General features: G+C 72.4%; 8 protein-coding genes. 6 read left to right on the top strand and 2 right to left on the bottom strand.

Annotation, left to right across the window (positions count from 1 at the left end):
• From ACFY0I_RS14850 to galE, 6 genes are all read left to right on the top strand, one after another.
• On the top strand, positions 1-3,769 hold a 3,769-nt coding region (locus ACFY0I_RS14850; protein ID WP_388894711.1), incomplete at its 5' end, for a ribonuclease E/G.
• 279 nt (positions 3,770-4,048) lie between these two features.
• Complete coding sequence (gene rplU / locus ACFY0I_RS14855; protein WP_030159347.1) at positions 4,049-4,369, top strand: 50S ribosomal protein L21; 321 nt, start codon at positions 4,049-4,051, stop codon at positions 4,367-4,369.
• 13 nt (positions 4,370-4,382) lie between these two features.
• A complete protein-coding gene (rpmA, locus tag ACFY0I_RS14860) occupies positions 4,383-4,637 on the top strand; it encodes a 50S ribosomal protein L27 (RefSeq protein WP_362876795.1) in 255 nt (84 codons plus the stop codon).
• Positions 4,638-4,805: 168 nt separating this feature from the next.
• The gene (gene obgE, locus ACFY0I_RS14865) at positions 4,806-6,251 is read left to right on the top strand and encodes a GTPase ObgE (protein WP_388894714.1); all 1,446 of its coding nucleotides are present in this window, start codon (positions 4,806-4,808) and stop codon (positions 6,249-6,251) included.
• 57 nt (positions 6,252-6,308) lie between these two features.
• Entirely contained in the window at positions 6,309-7,940 is a 1,632-nt protein-coding gene (locus tag ACFY0I_RS14870) for a glycosyltransferase (protein WP_388894717.1), read from the top strand.
• Positions 7,941-7,956: 16 nt separating this feature from the next.
• Positions 7,957-8,973, top strand: coding sequence for a UDP-glucose 4-epimerase GalE (gene galE / locus ACFY0I_RS14875; protein WP_388894720.1), 1,017 nt, complete (start codon positions 7,957-7,959; stop codon positions 8,971-8,973).
• A gap of 71 nt (positions 8,974-9,044) precedes the next feature.
• Here the strand turns inward: galE and ACFY0I_RS14880 are convergent, their stop codons facing one another.
• The gene (locus ACFY0I_RS14880) at positions 9,045-10,226 is read right to left on the bottom strand and encodes a glycosyltransferase (protein WP_388894723.1); all 1,182 of its coding nucleotides are present in this window, start codon (positions 10,224-10,226) and stop codon (positions 9,045-9,047) included.
• Positions 10,223-13,093 carry a CDP-glycerol glycerophosphotransferase family protein gene (locus tag ACFY0I_RS14885; RefSeq protein WP_388894726.1) on the bottom strand — a complete coding sequence of 957 codons (2,871 nt, stop codon included), beginning with the start codon at positions 13,091-13,093 and terminating at the stop codon, positions 10,223-10,225. Before ACFY0I_RS14885 ends, ACFY0I_RS14880 begins: the two co-directional genes overlap by 4 nt.
• Positions 13,094-13,131: the final 38 nt, after the last annotated feature.

The following is a 13,131-nucleotide window of genomic DNA, read 5'->3' on the forward strand; positions in this document are numbered from 1 at the left end:
TTCCGCTCCGCGTGCCCGTCGTCGGGCGACCCGTGCGGTGACCGCCCCGGAGGCGCCCGTCGCCGAGCCCGTCGTGGAAGCCGCCCCCGCGCCCGTCGTGGAGGAGCCCGCCGCCGCTCCGGCGCCGCGTGCCCGTCGTCGGGCCACCCGCGCCGTCGCCGCTCCGGCCGCCGTCGAGACGGTTGCCGAGCCCGTGGTCGAGGCCGCTCCCGCCGCGGCGCCCGTGGTGGAGGAGCCCGTCGCGGCTCCGGTTTCCGCTCCGCGTGCCCGTCGTCGGGCGACCCGTGCGGTGACCGCCCCGGAGGCGCCCGTCGCCGAGCCCGTCGTGGAAGCCGCCCCCGCGCCCGTCGCCGCCCCCGCGGCCGAGGACGAGGCCCCGGCCGCTCCGGCGCCGCGTGCCCGTCGTCGGGCCACCCGCGCCGTCGCCGCCCCGGCCGCCGCCGAGGCGCCCGTCGCCGAGAGCGCCGTCGAGACCCCGGCCGCCGTGCAGGAGGCCCCCAAGGCCGCCGCCCGCGCCGTGACCGTCGCCGACGCCGTCGACTCCCCGAAGCGCGGCGGTCGTCGCCGCGCCACCCGCTCCGCCTCGCCGGCCGCCCCGGCGCAGCCCGCGGCCGCCGTCGAGTCCGACACGGCCGCCGCCCCGGCTCAGAACCGCGCCGCCCGCCGCGCCGCGCGTCCCGCCGTGGCCGTCTTCCAGGCGCCGGTCTTCGCCGAGCCGATGTTCCAGACCCCGGAGACCGCCGCCATGGCCGCGGCCGCCGCAGCCGCCGCGTCCCACGCGGAGGAGGCCGAGGAGGAAGAGGACGAGACCGAGGTCGAGGCCCAGGCCCCGGCCCCCGTCGAGCAGCCCACCGGCCGTCGTCGCCGCCGCCGTGGCGCCGCCGCCGAGCCCGTCGCCGCGCCCGCCGCCCCCGCGCCGAGCGCTCCCGTGTCGCTGGCCGACGTCGAGCTCCTCGACGAGGAGCAGGACGCCGAGGCCGAGGCCGCCGACCTCGACGAGGACGAGGCCGACGAGTCGGGCGAGCGCCCCTCGCGCCGTCGTCGTCGCGGTGGCCGCCGTCGCCGTCGCGGTGAGTCCGCCGACCTCGACGAGTCCGCCGAGGAGGAGACCGGCGCCGCCGAGGAGCCCGAGGAGGAGGACGCCGACGACGCGGACGACGCCGAACTCGGTTCCTCGTCCAGCCGTCGCCGCCGTCGCCGGCGCCGTCGCAGCGGTGACTCCGCCGCCGACGCCGAGAGCGCCGAGGACGACGGCGTACGCACCGTCGTCAAGGTCCGCGAGCCGCGCCCGGCGCGCGAGCGCGGCGAGTCCACCTCCACCTCTTCCGACGAGGTCCAGTCCATCAAGGGCTCGACCCGCCTGGAGGCCAAGAAGCAGCGCCGCCGCGAAGGCCGCGAGCAGGGCCGCCGTCGCGTCCCGATCATCACCGAGGCCGAATTCCTGGCCCGCCGCGAGGCCGTCGAGCGCGTCATGGTCGTCCGCCAGGCCGGCGAGCGCACCCAGATCGGCGTGCTCGAGGACAACGTCCTCGTCGAGCACTACGTCAACAAGGAGGAGGCCACCTCCTACGTCGGCAACGTCTACCTGGGCAAGGTCCAGAACGTGCTGCCGTCCATGGAGGCCGCCTTCATCGACATCGGCAAGGGCCGCAACGCGGTCCTGTACGCCGGTGAGGTCAACTTCGAGGCGCTCGGCATGGCCAACGGGCCGCGTCGCATCGAGTCCGCCCTCAAGTCCGGCCAGTCGGTCCTCGTGCAGGTCACCAAGGACCCGATCGGCCACAAGGGCGCCCGCCTGACCAGCCAGGTCTCGCTGCCCGGCCGCTACCTGGTCTACGTGCCCGAGGGCTCGATGACCGGCATCAGCCGCAAGCTGCCCGACACCGAGCGCGCGCGCCTGAAGACCATCCTCAAGAAGATCGTCCCCGAGGACGCGGGCGTCATCGTGCGCACCGCCGCCGAGGGCGCGAGCGAGGACGAGCTGCGCCGCGACGTAGAGCGCCTGCAGGCCCAGTGGGAGGACATCCAGAAGAAGTCGAAGCAGATCTCGACCTCTTCGCCGAGCCTGCTGTACGGCGAGCCGGACATGACCGTCCGTGTCGTCCGCGACATCTTCAACGAGGACTTCTCGAAGGTCATCGTCAGCGGTGACACCGCCTGGGAGACCATCCACGGCTACGTGAACCACGTGGCCCCGGACCTGGCCGACCGACTGTCGCGCTGGACCTCCGAGGTCGACGTCTTCGCGACGTACCGGATCGACGAGCAGCTCGCCAAGGCGCTCGACCGCAAGGTGTGGCTGCCCTCGGGCGGCTCCCTCGTGATCGACAAGACCGAGGCGATGATCGTCATCGACGTCAACACCGGCAAGTTCACCGGTCAGGGCGGCAACCTCGAGGAGACCGTCACCAGGAACAACCTGGAGGCGGCCGAGGAGATCGTGCGCCAGCTGCGGCTGCGCGACCTGGGCGGCATCGTCGTCATCGACTTCATCGACATGGTCCTGGAGTCGAACCGGGACCTGGTGCTGCGGCGCATGCTGGAGTGCCTGGGCCGGGACCGCACCAAGCACCAGGTGGCCGAGGTCACCTCGCTGGGCCTGGTCCAGATGACCCGCAAGCGGGTGGGCCAGGGTCTGCTGGAGTCCTTCTCCGAGACCTGCGTCCACTGCAACGGCCGCGGCGTCATCGTGCACATGGAGACCCCGACCGTGGTCGGCGGCGGCGGCAACGGCAAGCGTTCCAAGCGCCGTGGCGGCCGTGGCACGGAGCACGACCACGACCACGAGACGGTCGAGACCGTCGGCACGGACGTGTTCGAGGCCGACGCGGAGATCGAGGCCGAGACCGAGGCCGAGGTGGCCGCCGAGGCCGCCGCGCCGCGGGCCCTGCCCGAGCCGGAGTTCGTCGCCGACGAGGAGCTGTACGGCAGCGCCGCCGAGGCGGAGGCCGCCGCCGGTGTCAGCGGTCGTCGCAACCGTCGTCGCGCCACCCGCAAGGCGACCGCTCCGGCGGGCGCCCCGCGCGGTGCGGTGCGGCCCGCCGCGGCCCCGGTGACCCCGGTGGTCGAGGACGAGCCGGTCGTGGAGCCCGCCGACACGGTCCTGGAGCCGACCCCCGAGGCCGCCGCGGTCGTCGAGGCGGTCGCCGTGGAGACCCCGGAGGCTCCGGAGGTCCCCGTCGAGGAGGCCGCGCCCAAGGGCCGGACCCGTCGTCGTGCGACCCGTAAGGCGACCGCTCCGGCGGGCGCCCCGGCCGGCGGGACCGCTGCCCCGGCAGCGTCCGTGACGCCGGAGGCGCCGGCCGCCCCGGAGGCCCCGGCAGCCGTCGAGCCGGAGCCCGTCGTCCCGGTCGTGGCCGACGAGGCCCCGGCCGCCGTCGAGGCCGAGCCGGTCGTGGAGGCCGCTCCGGCCCGTCCGCGGCGCCGCGCGGTCCGCAAGGCCACCGCACCCGCGGGTGCGGCGGAGGCGGCCGTCGTGGTGGTCGAGAGCGCCGCTGCCGACGTCGCCGAGCCGGTGACCGAAGCCGACGCCCCGGCCGCCGAGGCCGAGGCCGAGCCGGCTCCGGTGAAGAAGGCCCGTAAGGCGCCGGCCAAGAAGGCGACGACCACGGCCGCGAAGAAGGCCCCGGCCAAGAAGGCGGCGGCCGCGAAGAAGACCGTCGCGAAGAAGACGACGGCCAAGAAGACCGTGGCGAAGCGGGCGACGAAGAAGACCGCGGCGGCGGAGCAGACGCTCCCGTCCGTCTCGGCTCCGACCGACGAAGCCTGATCCGCTCCACGCCGTGGGCCCCGCCGGAAGGCGGGGCCCACGGCCGTGCGGGGCCCGGTTTGACCCCCCGGAACCAGCCCCGTAACCTAGACCGTCGGCGTGTCTTGAACGATTACCGTTCAACGTGCGTCGCGCTCCTGAGCACCTTCCTCCCACATCGTCCGCGCGAGCGGACGGGTCACGGGAGAGGCCGCTCGTCCAATCCGGATCACCGTGGGCCCCGGCCCGCGTGAGTGGCTGGCTTCAGGAGCATCCGTCCCGAGTGAGAGAGAGATCCGCGTGTACGCCATCGTGCGCAGCGGTGGTCGCCAGCACAAGGTTGCTGTCGGCGACATCGTTGAGGTTGACAAGATTTCCACTGCCAAGGTTGGCGACACGGTCGAGCTCTCGACCCTGCTCGTTGTCGACGGCGACGCCGTGACCAGCGACCCGTGGGTGCTGGCCGGGATCAAGGTTCAGGCCGAGATCGTGGACCACCACAAGGGCGCCAAGATCGACATCCTGCGCTACAAGAACAAGACCGGCTACCGCCGTCGCCAGGGTCACCGCCAGCAGTACACGGCGATCAAGGTCACCGGTATCCCCACGGCTGCGAAGTAAGAGGGACTGAGACATGGCACACAAGAAGGGCGCATCGTCCACCCGGAACGGGCGCGATTCCAATGCTCAGCGGCTCGGCGTGAAGCGCTTCGGCGGTCAGGTCGTTTCCGCTGGTGAGATCCTCGTCCGCCAGCGCGGCACCCACTTCCACCCGGGTTCGGGTGTGGGCCGTGGCGGCGACGACACGCTGTTCGCGCTGCTGCCCGGTGCCGTCGAGTTCGGCACCCACCGCGGTCGCAAGGTCGTCAACATCGTTCCGGCCGCCTGATCCAGCTCCTGCTGATCAAGGCGTACTGAACTCCCCGAGGGCGGATCTCAACTCTTCCCGGCGCATGCCGGGAAGAGAGGTCCGCCCTCGGCGCGTTGTCATATGGACACGTTAAATGGGTAGCAAGGCCTGCCCGGGACATTCCCGCATGTATCTGGAGGAACAACCATGACCACCTTCGTGGACCGCGTCGAGCTGCACGTCGCCGCGGGTAACGGGGGCCACGGCTGCGCCTCCGTTCACCGGGAGAAGTTCAAGCCGCTCGGCGGCCCCGACGGCGGCAACGGCGGCCGTGGCGGTGACGTCATCCTCGTGGTGGAGCAGGCGGTCACCACCCTGCTGGACTACCACCACAGCCCGCACCGCAAGGCGACCAACGGTCAGCCCGGCGCCGGCGACAACCGCTCCGGCAAGGACGGCCAGGACCTGATCCTGCCCGTGCCGGACGGCACCGTCGTCCTCGACAAGGAGGGCAACGTCCTCGCCGACCTCGTCGGCCAGGGCACCACCTACGTCGCCGGTGAGGGGGGCCGCGGCGGCCTCGGCAACGCCGCGCTCTCCTCGGCCCGCCGCAAGGCGCCCGGCTTCGCGCTCCTCGGTGTCCCCGGCACCACCGGTGACATCGTCCTGGAGCTCAAGACCGTCGCCGACGTGGCGCTGGTCGGCTTCCCGAGCGCGGGCAAGTCCTCGCTGATCTCGGTGCTCTCCGCCGCCAAGCCGAAGATCGCGGACTACCCCTTCACCACCCTCGTCCCGAACCTGGGCGTCGTCACCGCCGGCTCGACCGTCTACACCATCGCCGACGTACCGGGCCTGATCCCGGGCGCCAGCCAGGGCAAGGGCCTCGGCCTGGAGTTCCTGCGCCACGTCGAGCGCTGCTCGGTACTGGTGCACGTGCTCGACACCGCCACCCTGGAGTCGGACCGCGACCCGCTCGCCGACCTCGACGTCATCGAGGAAGAGCTGCGGCTGTACGGCGGCGGCCTGGAGAAGCGGCCCCGCCTCGTCGTCCTCAACAAGGTCGACATCCCCGACGGCCAGGACCTCGCCGAGATGGTGCGCCCCGACCTGGAGGCCCGCGGCTACAAGGTCTTCGAGGTCTCCGCGGTCGCCCGTACCGGTCTGAAGGAGCTGTCCTACTTCCTCGCCGAGGTAGTGGCCAAGGCCCGCGCGCGCAAGCCGAAGGAGGAGGCGACCCGCATCGTCATCCGCCCGAAGGCCGTCGACGACTCCGGCTTCACCGTCACGTACGACGAGGTCGAGGACGTCTACCAGGTGCGCGGCGAGAAGCCCGAGCGCTGGGTCCGTCAGACCGACTTCAACAACGACGAGGCCGTCGGCTACCTCGCGGACCGGCTCAACCGCCTCGGTGTCGAGGACGCGCTGAAGAAGGCCGGCGCCCGCGCCGGTGACGGCGTCGCCATCGGCTCCGACGAGAACTCCGTGGTCTTCGACTGGGAGCCGACCATGATGGCCGGCGCCGAGATGCTGGGCCGCCGTGGCGAGGACCACCGCCTGGAAGCACCGCGCCCGGCGACCACGCGCCGCAAGGACAAGGAAGCCAAGCGCGGCGACTCCTCCCAGCAGGAGTACGACGAGTTCCGCCCGTTCTGATCCCGCGGATCCGGGGACTTGAAGCCGGCCTTACATCGTTCGCCTAGGATCCTGCGGGTGAACAGCAGCAATTCCGGCACTGACGCCGCCGCGGCCCCCGCCGTCTCCGTGGTGGTGATCGCGTACAACGACGCCGGGCTCGTGGGCGAGGCCGTTTCCTCGGCCCTCGCCCAGGGCCCGGTGGTCGCCGAGGTCATCGCGGTCGACGACGCCTCCTCGGACGGCACCGGCCGGGTCCTGGACGAGCTGGCGGCCGTCCACCCCCGGCTGAGGGTCGTCCACCGCACGCGGAACAGCGGCGGCTGCGGCACCCCGCGCAACGACGGGATCGCCGCCGCGAGCGCCCCGTACGTCCTGTTCCTGGACAGCGACGACGTCCTGCCGCCCGGTGCCGCCGCGGCGCTGCTCGCGGCCGCCGAGGAGCACCGGGCCCCCGTCACCGTCGGCGCGTGCGTGCGCCGTGAGCTGCCCGAGGGCCGCGACGTGCCGTGGATGCCGGGGCTGCACACGCCGGGCGAGGTCATCGAACGGCCCGCCGACCGGCCCGAACTGGTCCGCGACACCCTCTGCGTCAACAAGTTGTACGAGCGCGCCTTCCTGGAGAAGCACGGCATCCGCTTCCCCGACGGCCGCTTCGTCTACGAGGACTTCCTCTTCACCGCCCGCGTCCTCGCCGCGGCCCCCCGCATGGCCGTCATCGGCGACCTCGTCTACGTCTGGCACGTGCGCCGCAGCGCCGCCCGGAAGTCGATCTCCCTCGACCGCGCCGACGTCAGCAACTGGCGCTCCCGCGTCGAGGCCCACCGGGCCGCCTGCGCCACCCTCGCCGAGGCCTCCGCGGAGCTGGGCCGCGCCTGCCAGGTCAAGTTCCTGGACTACGACCTGCGCATGTACCTGCGCGAACTCGGCCAGGACCCCGGCTACCGCGCGGCCTGGTGGGACCTCACCCGGACCTACCTGAAGGGCTTCGCCGAGGCCGACGTCGAGGCCGCCCCCGCCCGCGCCCGCTGGACGGCGCGCGTGCTGCTGGCCGCCCCGGCCCCGCCCGCCGACGTGGAGCGGCTGACGCGCCTGGCCGCCGAGCCGGCCCGGCTGCCGCCCCCGTACGCCGCGGACCCGGCCGGGCTGCCGGTGTGGAGCGCGGAGCTGCCCGTTCCCCTCGACGGCCTCGCCGAGCTGCCCGTCGCGCAGTTGCCCGTCACCATCGACGCCGAACCCGCCGCCGGCGGCGCCGTCCGCCTCCGCGTCCACGACCTGTACGGCCGCCTCGCGCAGGCCGGTCCGCAGAGCGTCGCGCTGACCTTCCACCCCCGCACCGGCGCGGAGCCCGTACCCGCCCGCCCGGTGGAGCTGAGCCCCGACGGCGACGGCTGGACGGCCGTGGTCCCGCTGCGGCCCGCAGCGCTCGCCGCCCTCGGCCGTCGCCGCGGCCTGCGCGGCATGCAGGCCTGGGACGTCCGGGCGGGCGTGCACTGCGCCGACGGAAGCTCCTTGATCACCTCCCTGCGCCCCCTCGGCGGACTGCTCCGCCGCCGCGCACTGCCCAGCAGCCGGTACGGTGTTCTGCTGGCGCAGCCCTACCGGACGGCGTCGGGAGCACTGGCCCTGCGCCTGGCCCCCGGCGCCGGGGGCGCCCTGACCTTCGTACGCAACCGCCTCGACCGCGCCCGCACGCGCCGGTCACGCTAGAGCTCGGGAGATACGCATGACATTTCTGATCACCGGTGGCGCCGGTTACATCGGCGCGCACGTCGTTCGCGCGATGCTGCTCGCCGGAGAGGAGGTCGTGGTGCTCGACGACCTCTCCACGGGCAACGAGGACCGTGTCCCGGAGGGCGTTCCGCTGGTGGTCGGCTCGGTCCTGGACCGGCTGGTGCTCGACGACACGATCCGCCGCCACCACATCACGGGCGTCGTGCACCTGGCGGGCAAGAAGCAGGTCGGCGAGTCCGTCGAGAAGCCGATGTACTACTACCACGAGAACGTGCAGGGCCTCACGGTGCTGCTCCAGGCCGTGGCCGCCGCCGGCATCCGCAACTTCCTCTTCTCCTCCTCCGCCTCCGTGTACGGGATGCCCGACGTGGACTCGGTCACCGAGGAGACCCCCTGCCGGCCGCTGAGCCCGTACGGCGAGACCAAGCTCGCCGGCGAGTGGCTGGTGCGCGCCGCCGGCAAGGCGCACGGCATCTCCACCGCCTGCCTGCGCTACTTCAACGTGGCGGGCGCGGCCACCCCCGAGCTCGCGGACACCGGTGTCTTCAACCTGGTCCCGATGGTCTTCGAGCGCTACGACGCCGGCGAGGGCGCCCGCATCTTCGGCGACGACTACCCGACCCCGGACGGCACCTGCATCCGCGACTACATCCACGTCGAGGACCTCGCCGACGCCCACGTGGTGGCCGCGCGCCGGCTCGCCGAATGGGGTGCCGCGGGCGACCACAAGGACCTCACGGTGAACATCGGTCGGGGCGAGGGCGTCTCCGTCAAGGAGATGGTCGAGCTGCTGAACGAGGGCACCGGGCACACCCACGCCCCGGTCGTCACCCCGCGCCGCCCCGGCGACCCGGCGAAGGTCGTGGCCTCGGCCGACCGGATCGCCGCCGAGCTGGGCTGGAAGGCCCGGCACGACGTACGCGAGATGATCACCTCGGCGTGGGCCGGCTGGGAGGCCAACAAGGCGGGCGCCCGCCGGGACCCGCACAAGGACGTCCACGCGGTCTGACACCACGGCACCGACGAAGCCGCCCGCCCCGGAACGGTCCGGGGCGGGCGGCTTCGTCGGTGCTGCGGGGCTCAGCGGTCCAGGAACGCGAACAGGCTTTCCCAGCGGTCGGTGATCTCGGCACTGGAGAAGCGCCGCACGTGACGGAAGCCGGCGTCGCCGAGCCGGTCGCGCAGGGCCGCGTCCGACATCAGGGCGTCCAGGTGCCCGGCGAGTTCCATGGTGTTGCCGAGGCGGGCCAACAGCCCGTCCTCGCCGTGCTCCACGATCGCCCGTACGCCCGGCGCGCAGTCGAAGGCGGCCACCGGCAGGCCCGCGGCCATCGCCTCCAGCAGGGTGATCGGGAACCCCTCGGCGCGGGAGGCCTGGGCGAAGACCGACGCCCCGCGCAGGGAGCCCAGTACGTCGTCGGTGCTGCCCATCCACTCCACGCAGTCGTCGAGCCCCAGCGAGGTGCAGTGGGCCCGCAGGGACTTCTCCTCCACGCCGGCGCCGTAGATCCGCAGGGTCCAGTCGGGATGGTGGGGGGCGGCGTCCGCCCACGCGTCGAGGAGCAGGTCCACGCCCTTCTCGAAGGCGAGGCGACCGACGCTCGCGACGACCTTCGAGCTGCGCGGGGCGGGGGAGTCCGGCATGAACGGCAGCGGGTTCGGCATGCTGTCGACGTTCTCCATGCCGGCCCGGATCCACAGGTCCGCGTCCTCCGGGGTCAGCACCAGCAGGCGGTCGACCTGGGAGTAGTGGCGGCGGACCCGCTCGCCCCGGGTGGACTTCCGGCTGGCCTCGAAGGACTCGTGGCTCATCCCGATGACCGACAGCCCCTTGGTGTCGGCGAGGGCCACCCACTCCATCGCCCAGACCTGGGTGACGATGACCACGGCGCCGGGCCGGGCCGCGCGGAAGAGACCGCTCAGCGTCTCCGCCCGGTCGCGCATCCCCGCCCGCCGGGCCGCCTGCCGGCGGCGCTCGGGGGCGTTGAGCCGGCCCTTGATGCCGCGCAGCCGGCGCGCCTTCGGCGGGTGGTTGTCGTAGAGCGTCGTCGTCGCGTACGGCAGGTCGTCCGGCAGCTTCTGGCGGATCTCCTCGGCGACGGGCGCGATGCCGACGACGTGCACCCGGTGTCCGCGGTCGGTCAACAGCCGGGCCATCTGGTGCGACCAGGTGGTCACCCCACCGAGCTCGTCCACGCTGTTGGAGACGAGGAAGACGTCGCGGCCGCCCGGCGTCGCGGACTCGTGGGGCTGGAGGCTCACTTGCCGCTCCTGGTGAAGAACTTCTCGACGATCTGGCGGGCGGCGTCGCCGCGGTCGTACTCGCCGAACTCGGTGAGGAAACGCTGACGGGCCTCGGCGTACTTGGCGTCCGCCTCGTCGAAGGCCGCGACGGCCTGCATCAGCTCGTCGGCCGTGGACACGACCGGGCCCGGCGCCTTCTCCTTCAGGTCGAAGTACGTGCCGCGGATGTCCGTCGCGTACGCCTCGTAGTCGTAGGCGAAGAACAGCATCGGCCGGTCCAGCACCGCGTAGTCGAACATCACGGACGAGTAGTCGGTGATCAGCCCGTCGGCCAGGGCCAGCAGCGGGGTGACGTCGTGGTGCCGGGACACGTCCAGGACCCGGCCCGCGACGGACGGCGGCAGCGACACGCTGTTGAGGTAGTGCGTGCGCACCAGCAGGGTGAAACGGTCGCCGAGCCGGTCGGCGAACTCCTCCACGTCGAAGGGGAACGCGAAGTTCTCCACCGTGCCGTCCGCGTTCGCCCGGAACGTCGGCGCGTACAGCAGCACCTTCTTGTCCGGGTCGATGCCCAGCTCCGCGGCGAGCGGTCCGCGCAGCCGCTCCCCGCTGTCCGCCTCGGCCCGCTGCGCCTCGACCAGGGCGTCGTTGCGCGGGTAGCCGGTGCGCAACAGGACCTCGTCGCGCAGCCGGAAGCCCTTGGCGAGGGTGCGGGTGTCGTGCTCGGAGCGGATCAGGAAGTGGTCGAAGCGGTCGACGGCCGCCTGGAAGCGGTCCTGCCCGGCCTTGCCCTGCGCCTTGGTGCGGGGCTCGTGGAAGCCCATCCGCTTGAGCGCGGACCCGTGCCAGGTCTGGATGTACGTGGTCCCGGGGCGCTTGGCCAGGGCCAGCGGGAAGCCCTGGTTGTCGACCCAGTACTCGGCCTGCGCGAGCGCCCGCAGGTACGGCCAGCTCCAGCGCCGCACCAGGGTGGCCTCCTTGGGGAAGCCGGTGGGCTTGCCACCCGCGTACGACCAGATGGCCTCGAACGGCGCGCCCTGACGGACCAGCTCCTCGTAGATGGCCTTGGGGCTGTCGCTGTACTGCTTGCCCATGTGGCTCTCGAAGACGACCGTGCCCTTCTTGACGGGCAGCTTCGAGAAGACCTCGTGGTAGACCTTCACCTTCTGCTCGCCCGAGCCGATGTTGCGGCGGGCCCTCAGCGCGCGGCGCAGGCCGCGCTTGACCACTCCGGCGGCCTTGCCGTGCATCGCGCTGTTGATCAGCGTCTGGGTGCGGACGGCCGCGGCGCCCTCGGCGGTCAGGACGTAGGAGAGGTTGCCCTTCTTCGTCACCTCCGGCTCGAAGCGGTCGGAGACGAGCCGGGTCAGCCGCGGGCGCACGCGCAGTCGGGCCGCCGAGTCGAGGTCGACGGCGCCGACGGAGACGCGGGTCGTCATCCGGTCGGCGCCCGCCGTCAGCTTCAGGCGGACGTCCCAGACGGCGTCGATGATGCCGAGCGGGCGGACGGTGCTGCCGACGTCGGCCGTGGTGGACCACTCGATCGAGTCACCGGCGTGGCGCACGGTGGCGACCGGGAAGCTGAACGAGCGGACCCCGATCTGGCGCCGGGCCCGGAATTCGAGCGTCGCCTTCAGCTCGCTGTCGGCGGCGATGCGGCCCAGCGGGTTCACGACGGAACCGGCCAGGGTCACGATGCCGCGCCCGTCGTCCTCGTAGGAGGTCAGACGGTTGCCTAGGGCCAGGGAGGCGAGCGGGGCGGTGTGGAAGCCCTGGCCGGTGACGTCCAGTATCCGGCGGCCCTCGGCGTCGTCGAGATGGCCCCCGCACCAGTAGACGCGGCCGTCGCGCTCCGCGAGCGGGGAGGACAGCCGGCCCTTGTTGGTCATCGCGTCGGCCGCGGCGAGCAGGTTGTCCCAGTCCTCCTTGCCGAGCAGGTAGGCGCAGATGGCCTGGAGGTGGGTGACGTTCTCGTACGCGGCCGGGTCGAGGTCCGCGAGGTAACCGTTCGCCAACCGGGCGAACTGCTGCCGGTAGTCGTGACCGAGGAGCGGCAGGTCACGCAGGTGCAGGACCAGGTCGTGCTTGAGGAACTTGGCGTCCTTCGCCGACTTGATCGCCGTGTGGCCCTTGGCGGCGAGCAGTTCGTCGACGCGGCGGTGGATCTCCATCCGGTGGACGAAGTTCGCGATCTCGTGGCGCCGGTTGCTGATCGACTTCGCCGCGGCCTTCTCGACCACGTTCCAGAAGTAGACGTGGTTCGGGATCAGCGTGATGCGGCGGGCGGCCACGTAGGCCTGCGCGGAGAACAGCAGGTCCTCGTAGTGGATGCCGACCGGGAACTCCAGGCCCTGCTCCAGCAGGAACGCGCGCCGGTAGCACTTGTTCGTGGAGAGGGTGTCGTAGACCAGCAGGTCCGGGTACTCGGTGATCGACTCCAGCGTGCGGGTGCGCGAGTAGATCCACGGGTACCACTCGGTGGTCTTGTTCCACCGGTTGTCCAGGTGCACGCGCACGCACATGCCCGACACCAGGTCGGAGCCGGTGCGCTCGGCGGCCGCCAGCATGTTCCGGCAGGCGTTGCGCTCCAGTACGTCGTCACTGTCCAGGAACATGACGTACGTGCCCGTGGCCTGCTTGATGCCGTGGTTGCGCGGCGCACCGCAGCCGCCGCTGTTCTCGGGCAGCTGGAAGGCGCGCACCCGTCCCGGATGCGCCGCTTCCAGCTCCTTGGCGACCGAGTAGGACCCGTCCTTGCTGCAGTCGTCCACGACCACGACTTCGACCCCGCGCAGGGTCTGGTCCAAAACCGACTGGACGGCTGTCGGCAGACGCTCTGCGTCGTTGTAGACGATGACGACCACGGAGACGTCAGGCACGTGCACCTCAATCCCTTCGTTCCATTCCGCTTATCCCGTCAAAG

Source organism: Streptomyces sp. NPDC001568 (genome assembly GCF_042893755.1).
In the GTDB taxonomy this organism is placed as follows: Bacteria; Actinomycetota; Actinomycetes; order Streptomycetales; family Streptomycetaceae; genus Streptomyces.

Excerpts from the sequence above, each read along its gene's own strand:
- galE (WP_388894720.1), top strand. The coding sequence starts at position 7,957 with ATGACATTTCTGATCACCGGTGGCGCCGGTTACATCGGCGCGCACGTC.
- obgE (WP_388894714.1), top strand. The coding sequence starts at position 4,806 with ATGACCACCTTCGTGGACCGCGTCGAGCTGCACGTCGCCGCGGGTAAC.
- rpmA (WP_362876795.1), top strand. The coding sequence starts at position 4,383 with ATGGCACACAAGAAGGGCGCATCGTCCACCCGGAACGGGCGCGATTCC.